We start from the raw sequence: 16,198 nt of genomic DNA, 5'->3' as shown, positions 1-16,198 counted from the left end.
ATTTCAATACGTTTTCACATTAAATCGAGGTTGAAACTTGATTACACTGTAAGAAGCGAATAAGGTTATGTTTATATACCCGTCATACTTCAAGTTGCTTGGGTGTTGGCTGCGTTACTCGGCCCATACTGGGCCTCGCTCCTGGGGCTTAGCTCAGTTGCCGCCTACAAGCAACTCGAATTATTTTGGGTATAACAGCGGTATTAATTAATAAACTTCCGCAAAACTAAATTTCAAAGAAGCATACCCGAAATAATTCGAGTTGCTGGTGGCAGGGTTCAACCAACACCCAAACAACTTGGAGTATGACGGATAGAGTGGCGAGAAGGGAATTGGGCAATCCGATTTCCAGGAGGTTGTAGTAGGTGTTAACACGAGATTTTCTGCAAAAGGCAGATTGCAGAACGGCATTCGGCGCAATTGAAGAGACGCTATTACTGACACCAGAACAGCGTCTGGCCTCATTGGAATGTACGCTGTCACGTCGGCCAGATAATAGCCCGGTATGGATATTTGGCTACGGTTCACTTATGTGGAATCCGGTATTTGAATCTGAAGAAATCAGGCCTGCCACTTTGCAGGGCTGGCATCGCGCATTTTGCCTGCGGTTAACCGCAGGGCGCGGTACGCAGCATCAGCCAGGGCGTATGTTGGCACTGAGCGAAGGTGGGCAAACCAGCGGCTTGGCGTTCCGTTTACCGGAGGCGAAACTGCGTGAAGAGCTGGAACTGCTGTGGAAGCGCGAGATGCTTACCGGTTGCTATCTGCCAACCTGGTGTGAATTAGCGCTGGAAAACGGCACGATAGTCACTGCGTTGGTATTTGTGATGAACCGCCAGCACCCATTGTTTGAAGAAGATACCCGCCATCAGGTGGTGGCCCCCTTGATTGCCAGTGCCAGCGGCCCATTAGGCACCAATGCGCAATACCTGTTTGCCTTGGACAATGAGCTAAAAAGCCACGGCATGCATGATGATTGCATTGGCGATCTGGTTAATACCGTGCGTCAATGGCTGCAGCAGCACAACAGGCCAGGCGCTCTTGGTGGTGAAGCGACCGCCTGAGGTGCTGTGCCATAGCATTAAAAAGCATAAGTAGAGGTTATTTCTTATTTGTTCCTTTTGCACTGAACCCGTATCAATGCTGTCAATCCTACGGGCGCAAGAGGAAATTGAATGAACTTTCAGCAATTAAAAATTATTCGTGAATCGGCACGCTGTAACTACAACCTGACGGAGGTTGCCAACACGTTATTTACCTCACAATCTGGGGTCAGCCGTCATATTCGCGAGTTAGAAGAAGAGTTGGGGATTGAAATATTTATCCGGCGCGGGAAACGGCTATTAGGCATGACGGAGCCGGGTAAAGAACTGTTGATCGTCGCCGAGCGTATCCTGAATGAGGCAAATAATATTCGTCGCCTGGCAGAGGTTTTCAGCAATAACGACGCTGGCCAACTGCATATTGCTACGACTCATACTCAGGCACGTTACAGCCTGCCGGGCGTGATTAAAGAGTTTCGTGCGCTGTATCCACGAGTGCGAGTGGTTCTCAATCAAGGGAGCCCAGAAGAGATTGTGGCGATGTTGGCTGCTGGCGAAGCCGATATCGGTATTGCCAGCGAACGCTTGATGAACGATGAGTCGCTGGCCGCTTTCCCTTATTATCACTGGCATCACGCCATTCTTGTGCCTGAAGGGCATCAATTGGCGCACCAGCCGCAGGTAACGCTGGAAATGCTCAGCACGTTGCCGCTAATTACTTACCGACAGGGGATTACCGGGCGTTCGCGGTTGGATGAGGCTTTCCAGATCGCAGGGTTAACGCCGGATATTGCGCTGAGTGCCCAGGATTCCGATGTGATCAAAACCTATGTGGAACTGGGGCTGGGGGTAGGCATATTAGCCGATATCTCTTTTGAACAAGCGCGCGATCGTGGGTTGGTTTGCCTCAATGCTGAACATCTGTTTGCCACTAACACGGTTTGGCTGGGGTTAAAACGTAGTCAGTTACAACGTAACTATGCGTGGAAATTTATCCAACTGTGCAATCCCGCGTTGTCACTGACGGAAATCAAGGAGAAAGTTTTCTCAGCCCAGTTGGAACCGGTGATTGACTATCAGATTTGAGGTCAGCAGCATTCAACATATTTACCTCAATGGTAGACTGTGGTTTTCTGGCTGGACTCGCGGATATCGGTGACTGATGGGGCTATATTGCCGTTTGCATGTTTTATACCCGTCATACTTCAAGTTGCTTGGGTGTTGGCTGCCCTCACTCACCCCAGTCACTTACCTGAGTAAGCTCCTGGGGCTTCCTTCGGTTGCCGCCTACAAGCAACTCGAATTATTTTGGGTATATACCCATCATACTTCAAACAATTCGGATTATTTTGGGTATAAATGATTATGAAAACGCCTTCCAACAACGCACTGCCGTTTAACGCGATTGTCACAGCCACGGTATTGCGAGCATATTGTGCCGCAAATGACGGGCTGCCCGTTTATGATTCCCTTGATTCACCGAGCTTTGTTCTGCGCAAGGCCCGCTGTTATTTCCCTTATATGCGCAAGCGATTGCGTGGCGTGCAGGCTGACCGTGCGGCAGGGGTGATCCTGAAGGATGTGAGGTTGCAGCCATGAAGGTATTGGTGACCGGAGCCACCAGCGGATTGGGGCGCAATGCAGTGGAATGGTTATTGAGTGCTGGCCATCAGGTGCATGCAACTGGCAGGAATGAAACCGTCGGGCGTTTGTTGGTCGCTTTAGGGGCGAGGTTTACCCTGCTGGATCTCACCCGTGCAGGGGTAGAACAGTGTGAGCAACTGATGGTCGGCTGTGATGTGGTTTGGCACTGTGCAGCGAATTCCTCCCTTTGGGGACGGGGCCCGGAGTTTTATCAGATCAATACCTACGTGACCGATAAGCTGGCTCAGGTGGCTGGGCGTTGCGGTATCCGGCGCTTCATTTATATATCAACCCCGGCAGTCTATTTTGATTTTCAGCACCGCCACAACATCGCGGAAGGTGAGTTTGCTGACAGCTTTGCCAACCACTATGCCGCCAGCAAGTTCGCCGCAGAGCAGAGTATCGCGGCGCTTTTGCATCTTTACCCGCAAACCACCTATCTTATTTTGCGGCCAGGTGGCCTGTTCGGGCCGCATGACCGGATGAATATGCCAGGCGTAATGGCCAAACTGCAGCGCGACAAAGGAATACTGCGCCTGCCCGGGGGCGGTAAGGCCTGTCTGGATCTCACCTTTGTGCTCAACGTGGTGCATGCCATGGCACTGGCTAGCTGTAAGGATAATGTAGCGTCTGGCAGCGTTTACAACATCACCAATCAGCAACCGCAGGCATTGGCAGACGTGCTGCATAAGCTGTTGCTTCAACAGTTAGGCTGGCAATACCGTTTGCAGGCGGTGTCTTATCCACTGTTGCTGTCATTGGCATGCGGGAGCGAAATACTGGCGTTTATCACTGACAACGAACCGGCTTTGACGCGCTACGGCGTGGCGGCGATCCATTTCGATATGACGCTGGATAACACCCGAGCGATTGAGGAGTTGGGGTATCGACCACTGTACAGCCTGGAGCAGGGGATTGAGCAAACAGGGCAATGGCTGAAGCAACAGGGTGCTTGGGTGAAGTAGCGGCTCCACAGAGCCGCCAGGTTTAATGAGTTCTCATCCCTGCCATGCCCATCAGCAGGCGAAACAGTGTGGCAACCAAGAACAACCCCAGCACGCTGGCACTCCAGATGATTACCAGCCAGCCGAGGCGTTGCCACCAAGGCGCTTTATACTCCATCGTCTTCTTCATGCTCAATGATACCCATCTTCATGGCTGACTTTGCCGCGGAATACATAGTAGCTCCAGAAGGTATAAACCAGGATGATCGGGATAATGAACAGCGCGCCAACCAACATAAAGCCCAGGCTTTGTGGCGGTGCGGCGGCCTGCCACAGCGTAATGGATGGCGGTATCAGCAGTGGCCAGATGCTGATACCCAGGCCGCTCAAGCCGAGAAACACCAGCAGTAACGTCAGCAGGAATGGCGAATAATGGGCACCCTGACGCACGCCATGCCAGATCCCCCAGGCGCTGAGCAACACCAACAGCGGCACCGGCAATAGCCAGAACAGGTTTGGCAGGCTGAACCAGCGGGCGGCAATAGCCTGATGTTCGAGCGGAGTCCACAGGCTGATCGCCAGCAGTATCAATAGCAGAATGATTAACAGCGGGGTCGCCAGGCGGTACATGCGCTTTTGCAGATCGCCCGCCGTTTTCATCACTAGCCAGGTACAACCCAACAGAGCATAGGTCACTACTAGCCCTAGCCCGCAGAACAACGCAAACGGTGTCAGCCAGTCGAGCGCGCCACCCGCATAGGCACGGCCTTCTACCGGGAAACCGTTGAGGATTGCGCCCACAACCACGCCTTGGCTAAAGGTGGCGAAAATCGATCCACCAATAAAGGCTTTGTCCCAGATATGGCGTTTTTCTGGTTTCGCTTTGAAACGGAACTCAAAGGCGACTCCACGGAAAATCAGGCCAAACAGCATCAGCGTGAGCGGAATGGCCAGGGCTTCGAGGATCACCGCATAGGCTAGCGGAAAAGCGCCAAACAGTGCCGCGCCGCCGAGCACCAGCCAGGTTTCATTACCATCCCAAACCGGAGCGACAGTGTTCATCATCACATCGCGATCGCGGCTGCTTTTCACCCAGGGATACAGAATGCCGATCCCTAAATCAAAACCGTCCATCACCACATACATCATGGTGCTGAACACGATAATCACAAACCAGATCAGTGGAAGATCGATACCCATGTTCAGCTCCTGTCGTCCAAGGTTTCTTTTACCGCTGAAAGCGGACGGGACGGCGTGCCGCCGCTGTTTGCTTCGTCACCTTCATGCTCTTGCGGGCCTTTGCGGATCAGGCGCATCATATAGGAGTAACCGACACCAAACACCGAACAATAGACGACGATAAAGGCCAGCAGACTGATGCTCATCTGCAGTTCGCCATGGGCAGATACGGCGTCCTTGGTGCGCAACAAACCGTAGACGACCCAGGGTTGGCGGCCAATCTCGGTGGTGAACCAGCCTGCCAGCAGGGCCAAGATACCGGACGGCCCCATCCAGAGAATAAAGCGCAGGAAGGGCCTGGAGTGATAGAGCCTGCCGCGCCAGCGCAGCCACAGGCTCCAGACGCCAGCCAGGATCATCAGCATGCCCAGTGCCACCATAATGCGGAACGACCAGAACACCACGGTAGCGTTGGGGCGATCCTCTGGTGGGAAGGATTTCAACGCTGGCACCTGCCCGGTCAGGCTGTGAGTCAGGATCAGGCTACCGAGGTAAGGAATCGCCAGCTTAAAGCGTGTTTCTTCACGCTGCATATCTGGCCAACCAAACAGGATCAGCGGCGTGGCTTCGCCTGGGTGGTTTTCCCAATGGCCTTCCATTGCCGCGATTTTTGCTGGTTGATGCTTCAGCGTATTCAAGCCATGTGCATCACCGATAACCGCCTGGATCGGCGCTACGATCAGCGCCATCCACATGGCCATCGACAGCATTTTGCGCATAGCCGGGGTGTCACGCCCGCGCAGCAGATGCCAGGCGGCGGAAGCCGCGACAAAAAAGGCAGATGACAGGAACGCGGCAGTGGCCATGTGCAGCAGGCGGTAAGGGAACGACGGGTTGAAGATCACCTTCAGCCAGTCAACTGGCACCACCACACCGTTGATGATTTCATGCCCCTGTGGGGTCTGCATCCAACTGTTGGAAGCCAGGATCCAGAAGGTGGAAATCAGCGTGCCGAGTGCCACCATGCAAGTGGCGAAGAAGTGCAAGCCAGGGCCGACGCGGTTCCAGCCAAACAGCATCACCCCCAGAAAACCGGCTTCAAGGAAGAAGGCGGTGAGCACTTCATAGGTGAGCAACGGGCCGGTGATGCTGCCAGCAAATTCAGAGAAGAAGCTCCAGTTAGTACCAAACTGATAGGCCATTACCAGGCCGGAAACCACCCCCATGCCGAAGTTAACGGCAAAGATTTTTGACCAGAAATGATACAGATCGCGATAGGTACGATCGCCGCTTTTTAGCCATAATCCTTCCAACACCACCAGATAACTGGCCAGACCGATGGTGATGGCGGGGAAAATGATGTGAAAGGAGACGGTGAAAGCGAACTGAATACGTGCTAGTTCCAATGCGTCAAAACCGAACATGACGCCTCCTGCTGCTGTACATAAAATGACCTCTTGAGTATAGATCTCATTTTCCAAACTAACGCTTGGTATTCAGTAGAGCACGGAGTACATTGGCTATAACAGTGACAATTATTTCATATTTAACCATAACAGTTGGTGTGAATGACCAGATATGAACAGCTTGCTCAGCAGATCCGCGAACAAATCCAGAACCGGGTATGGCGTGCTGGCGATAAACTGCCTTCGCTGCGTGAAAGCGGCAAACGCGCGGGTTTAAGCCTGATGACGGTGGTGCAGGCGTATCAGTTGCTAGAGAGCCAAGGCTGGATCATTGCCCGGCCACAGTCTGGTTATTACGTCGCACCCCGCCCACAGCCCTTGCTGCAGCCAATACGCAGCGAAAGATTGCTGCTGAGTGAACATGTCGATATCAACGCCTTTGTGTTTGAGGTTTTACAGGCGTGCAAAGATCCCACCATGGTGCCTTTTGGCTCGGCTTTCCCTGATGCCACGCTGTTTATGCAACCAAAGCTGGCGCGGGCGCTGAGCAGTGTGGCGCGTAAATTTACCCCGCACAGTTCATTAGCCAACCTGCCGCCGGGCAATGATGCTTTGCGTCGCCATATTGCCCAGCGTTATGCGCTGAGTGGGATGCAGGTGGCACCGGACGAGATCGTGATTACCGCAGGAGCGATGGAGTCACTCAGTCTCAGCCTGCAAGCGGTAACGCAACCGGGCGACTATGTGGCGATTGAATCCCCGGCATTTTACGGCGCGTTGCAGGCGCTGGAACGGTTGCGCCTGAAGGCGGTGGCGATTGCCACTCACCCGCAATACGGCATCGATCTGGATGCATTGCAGCAAGCGCTGGAACAGTACCCGATCAAAGCCTGCTGGCTGATGCCGCATTTCCAGAATCCACAAGGTGCCAGCCTGCCGCAGGAGAATAAACAGCGGTTGGTGAGGTTGCTGCGCGAGCATCAGGTCTCATTGATCGAAGATGACGTGTACGGTGAGCTGTATTTCAGCGCCGAGCAACCGTTGCCCGTCAAAGCGCTGGACAACGATGGGCAAATCCTGCACTGCTCGTCATTTTCCAAATGTCTGGCCCCGGGGTTCCGGGTGGGCTGGGTGGCAGCAGGGCGGTATGCGCAGCAGATCCAGCGCCTGCAATTGATGAGCACCGTCTCGGCTAGCGTGCCGACCCAGATGGCGATTGCCGACTATCTGTTACACGGTGGCTACGACACCCATTTGCGCCGCCTGCGCCGCTTACTGGCACAGCGCCAGAGCGTGATGTGCCAGGCCATCACCCGTCACTTTCCGCTAACCGTCAAGGTGGGCCAGCCCGATGGCGGCTATTTTCTCTGGTGCGAATTGGATCCGGCGCAGTCTGCCATGGTGCTGTATCAGCGGGCGCTGGCTGAAGGGATCAGCATTGCCCCTGGGCGCATGTTTACCACCGGCCCCCATTTCAATCACTGTTTCCGCTTGAACGCCTCTTTCGAATGGGGCGATAAGTTCGAGACAGCGATCAAAACGTTAGCCAGACTGATTCGGGAACTGGAACCAGTGGTGTAGCTCAGGTCAAATAATGCTTCAATGCCCTTCCGGCTTGATGAAGAGCAGAATGTACTGCCGGGACGTGAGCCAGCGGATTCAGCAGGCCATAATCGTGGATCAAGCCGTTATAGCGGGTGGCGGTGACCTCGACGCCTGCGGCGTTCAGCAGGCGGGCATAGGCTTCACCCTCGTCGCGCAGCACGTCCAGCTCTGCGGTTTGGATCAGGGCCGGTGGCAGGCCTGTCAACTGTTCCAGCGTGGCATTGAGCGGTGAAGCGTAGATCTCTTTGCGCAAGGCTTTATCAGGAGCGTAATGATCCCAGAACCCTTTCATCATGTTGCGTGTCAGGAAATGGCCTTCAGCGAACTGGTGATAGGATTCGCTATCAAAGTTGGCGTAAGTGACGGGCCACAGCAGGATCTGGCAACGCAGCGCTGGCGTTGCCTGCTCTTTTGCCAGCAAGCTAACTGCCGCCGCCATATTGCCGCCAACGCTGTTGCCGACAACCGCCAAGCGTGAACCGTCGACGTTGATTTTCTCGCCAAACTCCGCCACCCATTCGGTAGCGGCGTAGGCCTGATGAATGGCGTTGGGGTAGTGCGCTTCTGGTGACGGTGTGTAGTTGACGAACACGGCAACAGCCCCTGAGCTGTAAACCAGATCGCGCACCAACCGCTCATGGGTAAGAAAATCGCCCATCACCCAACCCCCACCGTGAAAGAACATAAACGCCGGGAGTTTCGCTTTTACTTTAGGCGGACGCACGATGTGCAGCAGCAGTTCCTGGCCTGCAGCACGGACAGTTTTTTCCTCAATCTCTACGTCACGCAACGGTACTTCTACGCTGCGCTGCAGGCTTTCCAGCATTTTGCGCGCTTCTTTCGGCTTCATGTGCTCCATCGGTTTACTCAAACTGGCGTTCAAAGCCTGTAAAAAAGCGGCGGTATGGTATTCGGCAGCCGGTTGAATGAGCTCAACGATTTTCTTAGGCATGTTGGAACCCTAAAAGTGGAGGCGATCTGCGTGGAGTGGTGCATCAAAGTGTAGCTAATGCCTTTATTTTTGTGCGGCAGTGAACGGGTAAAAAATGTGTCAGGGCGCGTAAACGCTAAAGAGCCAGGAGTTTGCCTCACTGAAGTGCATCTGATGCCCTATCCTGGTGCAAAAGCGCGAAAACCCGCCAGACAGGCCAAATTATTTTTGCGAGCGCGATCAGAGAAACAGAAGAATTTTGCAATTGAATAGGATTTCGCGGGCGCTGATGATTTCAGGCCGTATTTTTTCCGTTATTCATTACCAATGCATAAATATTGAATATTTATGCATTATAAGCTCTTGTTTTAACGAAAAAAATTTCAAAATACGCTGAAAAACCCGTTTTGGCATGATAGCTGCTCTACACTCTTTATGAAGCGACATGTATTTTAACTACTCGTTAACATTTATTCCCCGTTCCGGGGTGCTAAATGCGGCAGATATAGCGAAGAATCGATTTTATGTAACAGATTTGTATCTGAATGACCGGTGTTAGCAAGCATGATCGTCGGTCAGAAAATCTCGCCAGCAAGTCGATTTTTTGTCGTGCAGCATTGCTTCCGGCGCAGGAACGGCCCTTACAGTCAAAATTCAGCCTTTGCTGAAGTCATGAGGTCACTATGGAACAGCCAATCGCAGTTACCCGCCAGTCTTTCGATGACTGGATGATCCCAGTATATGCACCCGCTGATTTTATTCTGGTGCGGGGAGAGGGGTCACACGTCTGGGATCAGCAAGGCAAAGGTTATATCGATTTTGCTGGCGGCATCGCCGTTAACGCGCTGGGGCACGCCCACCCACAGGTTAAAGCAGCGCTGGTGGAGCAGGCAGGCAAGCTGTGGCATCTGGGCAATGGTTATACCAATGAACCGGTGTTGCGCCTGGCGAAACAACTGATCGATGCGACCTTTGCCGACAAGGTGTTTTTCTGTAACTCCGGGGCAGAGGCCAACGAAGCTGCACTGAAGTTGGCCCGCAAATATGCGCTGGACCATAGCGGTAGCGAAAAGAACCAGATTGTGGCGTTCAACAATGCGTTCCATGGCCGCACGCTGTTCACCGTTTCAGCGGGGGGGCAACCGAAGTATTCGCAGGATTTTGCACCGTTGCCCCCAGGGATTGTGCATTCACCGTTTAACGATTTGGCGGCAGCGGCAGAGGTGATTAACGCGCACACCTGCGCGGTGATTGTTGAACCGATCCAGGGCGAGGGCGGCGTATTACCCGCCGATCCGCTGTTCCTGCAAGGCTTGCGTGAACTGTGCGATCGCCACGGTGCGCTGCTGATTTTTGATGAGGTGCAAACCGGCGTTGGCCGTACCGGGCATCTGTATGCCTATATGCAATACGGCGTGGTGCCCGACGTGCTGACCACCGCCAAGGCGCTGGGCGGCGGTTTCCCGATCGGGGCGATGATCACCACCGACAAACTGGCGAAAACCTTGGGGGTGGGTACCCACGGCACCACCTACGGTGGTAACCCGTTGGCGACGGCGGTGGCCGCTGCGGTGTTCTCGCTGATTAATACCCCAGAAGTGCTGGAGGGGGTAAAACAACGCCACCAATGGTTTGTTGATGGGTTGAACACCATTAACCAACAGTATCCGATCTTTGCGGAAATTCGCGGCGGTGGCCTGTTGATTGGTTGTGTACTGAGCAAGGATTATGCGGGTAAAGCTAAACAAATCACGCAGTTGGCCAACGAAGAAGGGGTGATTGCCCTGATCGCTGGCCCAGACGTGGTGCGCTTCACCCCTTCGCTGATCATCCCGGAACAGGATGTTAAAGAAGGGTTGGCGCGGTTCGCGCGTGCTGTCGCGCGGATTTGCAGTTAATAAAACGGCTGCACCCACGTGGTGCAGCCTAGCCCCGGTTGGGTTTAAAAGCCCCAGGGGACGATTTTCGAGGTTCGCATTATGATGATTATCCGCCCCATAGCGCGTCGCGATCTGGCTGATTTATTGACGCTTGCCGGTAAATCCGGCATTGGTTTGACTTCCCTGCCGCAGAATGAAGACACGCTGTCGGCACGTATTGAGCGGGCGTTAAAAACCTGGCAAGGCGAACTGCCGAAAAGTGAACAGTGCTACCTGTTTGCCCTGGAAGATACCGAACGCCAACAAGTGGTTGGCGTCAGCGCCATTGAGGTGGCGGTGGGGCTGTCTGAGCCCTGGTACAGTTTCCGCGTGGGTACTCAGGTGCATGCTTCGAAACAGCTGAACGTGTATAAATCGGTGCCGACGCTGTTTTTGAGTAATGACCATACCGGTCATTCGGAATTATGTACGTTGTTCCTCGATCCGGACTATCGTCATGGCGAGAACGGCAAACTGCTGTCGAAAGTGCGTTTTCTGTTTATCGCCGCGTTTCGTGAGCATTTCTCGCGCAAAGTGATCGCCGAAATGCGCGGCTTTTCCGACGAGAATGGCCGTTCACCGTTCTGGGAAAGCGTTGGCCGCCACTTTTTTTCCATTGAGTTTGCCAAGGCGGATTATCTGAGCGGCACTGGGCAGAAAGCCTTTATCGCCGAACTGATGCCAAAACATCCGCTGTATGTCGATTTCCTGGCCGAAGATGCCCAGAAAGTGATTGGCGAAGTGCATCCGCACACTGCTCCGGCGCGCCGGTTACTGGAGGCAGAAGGGCTGCGCTATCAGGGCTACGTTGACATTTTCGACGGCGGCCCGACGCTGGAGGCAGAGATCGACGAGATCCGTGCGGTCAAGCGCAGCAAGTTGGCGAAAGTGGTGTTGGATGACACCCCCATTAACAGTGATGCCCCGGCGTATCTGGTGGCTAACGACAACTATCCCCATTACCGCGCACTGCTGGTGCATGCCGATCTGCATGACGATCGTCTGCGCATCAATGCCGAAACCATGGCAGCGCTTGGCGTTGAACAAGGCAGCCAGGTGCGGGTAATCACGCTTATTGCACAGGAGAAAGCCTAATGTCACACCCTGCATTGTTGATTAACGGAACGTGGTGTGAAGGCCACGGCGCGGAGTTCAGCAAAACCGATCCGGTAGATAACCAACCGCTGTGGCAGGCGAATGCTGCTGATGCGGCCGATGTGGCAGCCGCTTGCACCGCCGCGCGTGGCGCGTTTCTGGCCTGGGCTCGCACGCCGTTTGCCGAGCGTGAACAGTTGGTCAAACGTTTTGCGCTTCTGCTGGAAGAACATAAGCAGGCTTTGGCGGAAACGATCAGCCGTGAAACCAGCAAGCCGCACTGGGAAACCTTAACCGAAGTGCAGGCGATGATCGGCAAGGTAGCGATATCTTTACAGGCTTATCAAACACGTACCGGCGTGACAGAAACCGCGATGGCCGATGGGGCTTCGGTGTTGCGCCATCGTCCGCACGGTGTGCTGGCGGTATTCGGCCCATATAACTTCCCCGGCCATCTGCCGAATGGCCATATTGTTCCCGCCTTGCTGGCGGGTAACACTGTGGTGTTCAAACCGAGCGAACTGACGCCATTGACGGCGGAAGCCACGCTGAAGCTCTGGTTGCAGGCCGGTTTGCCGGCTGGGGTGATCAATCTGGTGCAGGGCGGGCGCGAAACCGGCGAAGCGCTGGCCGCCAGCTCACATATCGATGGGTTGCTGTTTACCGGCAGTGCCAATACCGGTTATCACTTGCATCGTCAGCTTGCCGGGCAGCCGGAAAAAATTCTGGCGCTGGAGATGGGGGGCAACAATGCGCTGATTATTGAACAGATTGACGATCGTGATGCGGTAGTGAATCTGGCGATCCAATCGGCGTTTATCTCCGCCGGGCAGCGTTGCACCTGTTCGCGCCGCATTCTGGTGAAACGCGGGCCAGAAGGAGACGCTTTTATCGAGCGCTTGGTTGAGGTGGCTGGCGCTTTACGCATTGGCCGCTGGGATGCTGAACCACAGCCGTTTATGGGTGGGGTGATCTCGGTGGCTGCCGCTGAGAAAATGCTGGCAGCACAGCAGCAACTGTTGGCGTTAGGTGGGAAAGCTCTACTGACTCTGCGGCAGTTGGAGAGTGGCAGCGCGTTGTTAAGCCCGGGGATCATTGACGTCACTGGCGTGGCTAATGTGCCGGATGAAGAATATTTCGGCCCACTGACCACCATCATCCGTTACGACAGCTTTGATGACGCATTGCGCATTGCCAACAACACACGCTATGGGTTGTCGGTGGGGTTAGTGTCACCGCAGCGTGAGCAGTTCGAGCAATTGCTGCTGGAAGCGCGTGCCGGTATTGTCAACTGGAACAAGCCGCTGACCGGGGCTTCCAGTGCCGCACCTTTTGGCGGGGTAGGTGCCTCGGGCAACCATCGCCCTAGTGCATTCTATGCGGCGGATTATTGCGCCTGGCCGATGGCTTCGCTGGAAAGCCCCAGCCTGACGCTACCCACCAGCCTATCACCCGGTTTGCTGTTTAACTGATGCCCGCAGGAGAGAAACATGTTGGGATATGAAGTCAATTTCGATGGGTTGGTCGGTTTGACGCACCATTATGCCGGGCTGTCGTTTGGTAATGAGGCCTCGACTCTGCACCGCAATGCGGTATCCAACCCAAAGCTGGCGGCTAAGCAAGGCTTACTGAAAATGAAATCGCTGGCGGATCTCGGCTTCCAGCAGGGCGTATTGCCGCCGCAAGAGCGCCCGCATCTGCCGATGCTGCGTAAGCTGGGGTTCAGCGGTTCCGACGAAAATATATTGGCGCAGGTGATGCGCACGGCACCGCAACTGCTTTCTGCACTCAGTTCGGCCTCGTCGATGTGGACGGCCAATGCGGCGACGGTGTCACCTTCAGCCGACAGCGCCGATGGCAAAGTACACTTTACCGCTGCCAATCTGAATAACAAATTCCACCGGGCGATCGAGGCGGAAACTACCTCCGCCGTGCTGCGGGCGATTTTCAGCGATCGGCAGCATTTTGAGCATCATGATGCATTGCCACAGGTGGCGCTGTTCGGCGATGAAGGGGCGGCTAATCACAACCGGCTAGGCGGTAGCTATGCTCAGCGCGGTGTGCAGGTGTTTGTTTACGGCAGGCAAGAGTTCGGTGGGGAACAGGCTCCAACCCGTTACCCTGCGCGGCAGACGCGAGAAGCCAGCGAAGCGATTGCCCGTTTACACCAGTTGCAGCCAGAACACACGGTCTTTTTGCAACAAAACCCGGCCGTGATCGATCAAGGGGTGTTCCATAACGATGTGATTGCGGTTAGCAACCAGCAAGTGCTGTTTCATCATCAGCAGGCTTTTCTGCATCAGCAGCAGGGGCTGGATGAACTGCGGCGTAAAATGGCAACGGTAGGCTCTGAACTGGTGGCGATTGAAGTGCCCACCGCGCGCGTCAGCGTGGCAGATGCGGTGGCGACCTACCTGTTCAACAGCCAACTGCTGACCAAAGCGAATGGCCGGATGATGATCGTCGTGCCAGAGGAATCTCGCCAGCATGCGGGTGTCTGGCATTATCTGTCGGAAATGGTGGCCAGCGGTGGCCCGATTGATGAGATCAAAGTATTCGATCTGCGCGAGAGCATGCGCAATGGCGGCGGCCCTGCTTGCCTGCGGTTGCGAGTGGCAATGAATGAACAGGAACTGCGGGCGGTAAACCCACGGGTGATGATGAATGACGCGCTGTTTACCACGCTTAACCAGTGGGTTGAGCGCTATTATCGTGATCGCCTGACGCAGGCAGACTTGGCGGATCCGCAATTACTGCGTGAAGGCCGTGAAGCACTGGATGCCCTGACCACAATCCTTGGCTTGGGTTCTGTTTACCCGTTCCAGCAATAAGCGGAGCAATCATGATTGACTTACTGGCGCTGACGTTAGCAGGGGAAGAACCGGCGCAGCAAGGTGGTGAAAACGACCTGTTGCGCTGGCAATGGCTGGGCGAAGGGATATTGGAGATTTGCCCACGGCACGGTTATCAACGTGCCGTAGCGATCTCCGCCGGTATCCACGGTAATGAAACGGCACCTATCGAATTGCTTAACCAGTGTGTAGCGCAGGTGTTGGCTGGCACCAGACCACTGGCGGTGCGTTTGTTAGTGGTGCTGGGCAATCCACCCGCGATGCGTGCAGGTAAACGCTATCTGTCCAGCGATATGAACCGTATGTTCGGTGGGCGCTACGTCAAGTTTGAGCCTGGCCAAGAAACCGCGCGGGCGCAGCAATTGGAGCAGGTGATTGGCGCTTTCTTTGCTGGGGAGAACGCCACGCGTTTTCACTTTGACTTGCATACGGCGATCCGCGAATCGCATTTACCGCGTTTTGGCCTGTTGCCATTCCAAAACCGAGCGTATAGCGCAGAAATGCTGGCGCTGCTGGATGCGGCAGCATTAGATGCCCTGGTGATCCATCAGGCTCCCGGCGGGACTTTCAGCCATTTCTCCAGTGAACAATGGCAGGCAGCCAGTTGCACGTTGGAACTGGGCAAGGCGCGGCCATTCGGCCACAACGATCTGCAACAGTTTGTGGGTATTTATCAGGCATTACAATCGGCGATCAGCGCCGAGCCGCTGCCACAAAGGGAGCAGGCACCGATACGGGTATTCCGCGTTGAGCAGTCGCTGATTAAGCACAGTGAAGCCTTCAAACTGTATCTGAGTGATGACACCGCCAACTTTACCGAGTTGCCACGGGGAACGGTATTGTGTGATCAACCAGGGGAGACATACCGGGTACAGCACGATAAAGAGTGGATTCTGTTCCCTAACCCTAACGTCGCTCTGGGATTGCGTGCCGGTATGCTGCTGATAGAGGTTCCGCGCAGTACTTTGTTTTAACCTTTGATGCCCTCTGGTTGATGTTAAAAATACCGCGAGAGAAAAACATTTCTTTGACAAATTTTTATCATTTAATGAAAGAGTGATCTGCTGCAAATAAAAATAGCTGTGCCGAACTAAAGTTAATCTTAAAGGGCAGTTTTGGTCTGTTGACTCGTTGAAACTGTGAGGTTGCTATGAACAACTTACTCTCCCGTGCCAGGTTATTTCACATTGTCATTGCGACAGCCGTATTTTGGTGGGTAGTTACTACGGTGGTTTTGGTCATGCTTGACTAACACCCCGCGAGCGTGGGGAAGACAACACCATCAACAACATTGCCGAACGAGACCAAGAAACACCCCCACGTGCGTGGGGAAGGCCAGGGCTATGCCGGGGTGGGGAAAACGACCCAAGAAACACCCCCACGTGCGTGGGGAAGGCCCGGTATGGACAGGTTCGTGCCCCTGTCAGCCAGAAACACCCCCACGTGTGTGGGGAAGGCAAACAGTGCGCACTCTCGTATGGAAGCTTGTTGGAAACACTCCCACGTGCGTGGGGAAGACTGCGGCGTGGTTCTGGCGGTTGGCTGCGGCTTGGAAACACCCCCACGTGCGTGGGGAAGAC

Annotated in this window: 14 protein-coding genes; 10 read left to right on the top strand and 4 right to left on the bottom strand. The window is 54.5% G+C overall.

Annotated elements, in window-relative coordinates:
* The first annotated feature begins 365 nt into the window (after positions 1–365).
* The 4 genes from IV04_RS21675 (at position 366) to IV04_RS21660 (ending at position 3,652) form a co-directional block, all read left to right on the top strand.
* Positions 366–1,064 carry a gamma-glutamylcyclotransferase gene (locus IV04_RS21675; protein ID WP_037396761.1) on the top strand — a complete coding sequence of 233 codons (699 nt, stop codon included), beginning with the start codon at positions 366–368 and terminating at the stop codon, positions 1,062–1,064.
* 111 nt (positions 1,065–1,175) lie between these two features.
* The gene (cbl, locus tag IV04_RS21670; protein WP_037396769.1) at positions 1,176–2,129 is read left to right on the top strand and encodes an HTH-type transcriptional regulator Cbl; all 954 of its coding nucleotides are present in this window, start codon (positions 1,176–1,178) and stop codon (positions 2,127–2,129) included.
* 279 nt (positions 2,130–2,408) lie between these two features.
* On the top strand, positions 2,409–2,642 hold the full coding sequence (locus tag IV04_RS21665; protein WP_152562935.1) for a hypothetical protein: 234 nt from the start codon (positions 2,409–2,411) through the stop codon (positions 2,640–2,642).
* Positions 2,639–3,652: an NAD(P)-dependent oxidoreductase gene (locus IV04_RS21660; RefSeq protein WP_037396774.1), complete on the top strand. Its 1,014-nt coding sequence runs from the start codon at positions 2,639–2,641 to the stop codon at positions 3,650–3,652. Before IV04_RS21665 ends, IV04_RS21660 begins: the two co-directional genes overlap by 4 nt.
* Positions 3,653–3,674: 22 nt before the next feature.
* Here IV04_RS21660 and IV04_RS25520 read toward each other — a convergent pair whose 3' ends face one another.
* From IV04_RS25520 to IV04_RS21650, 3 genes are read right to left on the bottom strand one after another with little or no spacing between them, the layout of a single operon-like run.
* A complete protein-coding gene (locus IV04_RS25520; protein ID WP_072010947.1) occupies positions 3,675–3,821 on the bottom strand; it encodes a DUF2474 domain-containing protein in 147 nt (48 codons plus the stop codon).
* 2 nt (positions 3,822–3,823) lie between these two features.
* Entirely contained in the window at positions 3,824–4,831 is a 1,008-nt protein-coding gene (gene cydB / locus IV04_RS21655; RefSeq protein ID WP_037396777.1) for a cytochrome d ubiquinol oxidase subunit II, read from the bottom strand.
* A gap of 2 nt (positions 4,832–4,833) precedes the next feature.
* Positions 4,834–6,234, bottom strand: a complete 1,401-nt coding sequence (locus IV04_RS21650) for a cytochrome ubiquinol oxidase subunit I (protein WP_037396780.1) — start codon at positions 6,232–6,234, stop codon at positions 4,834–4,836.
* A 144-nt stretch (positions 6,235–6,378) separates the two neighbouring features.
* Here IV04_RS21650 and IV04_RS21645 point away from each other — a divergent pair, with 144 nt between their 5' ends.
* Positions 6,379–7,797 (top strand): PLP-dependent aminotransferase family protein, encoded by a 1,419-nt coding sequence (locus IV04_RS21645; protein ID WP_037396783.1) that lies wholly within the window; start codon positions 6,379–6,381, stop codon positions 7,795–7,797.
* A gap of 1 nt (position 7,798) precedes the next feature.
* Here the strand turns inward: IV04_RS21645 and IV04_RS21640 are convergent, their stop codons facing one another.
* On the bottom strand, positions 7,799–8,773 hold the full coding sequence (locus IV04_RS21640; protein ID WP_037396791.1) for an alpha/beta hydrolase: 975 nt from the start codon (positions 8,771–8,773) through the stop codon (positions 7,799–7,801).
* Between the two features lie 662 nt (positions 8,774–9,435).
* Here IV04_RS21640 and IV04_RS21635 point away from each other — a divergent pair.
* The 5 genes from IV04_RS21635 (at position 9,436) to astE (ending at position 15,592) form a co-directional block, all read left to right on the top strand.
* Positions 9,436–10,650, top strand: a complete 1,215-nt coding sequence (locus IV04_RS21635; RefSeq protein ID WP_037396794.1) for an aspartate aminotransferase family protein — start codon at positions 9,436–9,438, stop codon at positions 10,648–10,650.
* A gap of 81 nt (positions 10,651–10,731) precedes the next feature.
* A complete protein-coding gene (astA, locus tag IV04_RS21630; protein ID WP_037396797.1) occupies positions 10,732–11,766 on the top strand; it encodes an arginine N-succinyltransferase in 1,035 nt (344 codons plus the stop codon).
* A complete protein-coding gene (gene astD, locus IV04_RS21625) occupies positions 11,766–13,238 on the top strand; it encodes a succinylglutamate-semialdehyde dehydrogenase (protein ID WP_037396800.1) in 1,473 nt (490 codons plus the stop codon). Before astA ends, astD begins: the two co-directional genes overlap by 1 nt.
* An 18-nt stretch (positions 13,239–13,256) precedes the next feature.
* Complete coding sequence (astB, locus tag IV04_RS21620) at positions 13,257–14,597, top strand: N-succinylarginine dihydrolase (RefSeq protein ID WP_037396803.1); 1,341 nt, start codon at positions 13,257–13,259, stop codon at positions 14,595–14,597.
* A gap of 11 nt (positions 14,598–14,608) precedes the next feature.
* Complete coding sequence (astE, locus tag IV04_RS21615; protein WP_037396806.1) at positions 14,609–15,592, top strand: succinylglutamate desuccinylase; 984 nt, start codon at positions 14,609–14,611, stop codon at positions 15,590–15,592.
* Positions 15,593–16,198: the final 606 nt, after the last annotated feature.

The sequence above is a fragment of the Serratia sp. Ag1 genome (assembly GCF_000743355.1).
In the GTDB taxonomy this organism is placed as follows: Bacteria; Pseudomonadota; Gammaproteobacteria; order Enterobacterales; family Enterobacteriaceae; genus Chania.
Note: the sequence above shows the minus strand (reverse complement) of the source record. Positions and strands in the feature narration are given on the sequence as shown.

What these genes read in the sequence shown, in the direction of transcription:
- cbl (WP_037396769.1), top strand. Translation starts at nt 1,176, where the DNA reads ATGAACTTTCAGCAATTAAAAATTATTCGTGAATCGGCACGCTGTAAC.
- IV04_RS21640 (WP_037396791.1), bottom strand. Translation starts at nt 8,773, where the DNA reads ATGCCTAAGAAAATCGTTGAGCTCATTCAACCGGCTGCCGAATACCAT.
- IV04_RS25520 (WP_072010947.1), bottom strand. Translation starts at nt 3,821, where the DNA reads ATGAAGAAGACGATGGAGTATAAAGCGCCTTGGTGGCAACGCCTCGGC.
- astD (WP_037396800.1), top strand. Translation starts at nt 11,766, where the DNA reads ATGTCACACCCTGCATTGTTGATTAACGGAACGTGGTGTGAAGGCCAC.
- IV04_RS21635 (WP_037396794.1), top strand. Translation starts at nt 9,436, where the DNA reads ATGGAACAGCCAATCGCAGTTACCCGCCAGTCTTTCGATGACTGGATG.
- IV04_RS21645 (WP_037396783.1), top strand. Translation starts at nt 6,379, where the DNA reads ATGACCAGATATGAACAGCTTGCTCAGCAGATCCGCGAACAAATCCAG.
- astA (WP_037396797.1), top strand. Translation starts at nt 10,732, where the DNA reads ATGATGATTATCCGCCCCATAGCGCGTCGCGATCTGGCTGATTTATTG.
- IV04_RS21665 (WP_152562935.1), top strand. Translation starts at nt 2,409, where the DNA reads ATGAAAACGCCTTCCAACAACGCACTGCCGTTTAACGCGATTGTCACA.
- cydB (WP_037396777.1), bottom strand. Translation starts at nt 4,831, where the DNA reads ATGGGTATCGATCTTCCACTGATCTGGTTTGTGATTATCGTGTTCAGC.
- astE (WP_037396806.1), top strand. Translation starts at nt 14,609, where the DNA reads ATGATTGACTTACTGGCGCTGACGTTAGCAGGGGAAGAACCGGCGCAG.
- IV04_RS21660 (WP_037396774.1), top strand. Translation starts at nt 2,639, where the DNA reads ATGAAGGTATTGGTGACCGGAGCCACCAGCGGATTGGGGCGCAATGCA.
- IV04_RS21650 (WP_037396780.1), bottom strand. Translation starts at nt 6,234, where the DNA reads ATGTTCGGTTTTGACGCATTGGAACTAGCACGTATTCAGTTCGCTTTC.
- astB (WP_037396803.1), top strand. Translation starts at nt 13,257, where the DNA reads ATGTTGGGATATGAAGTCAATTTCGATGGGTTGGTCGGTTTGACGCAC.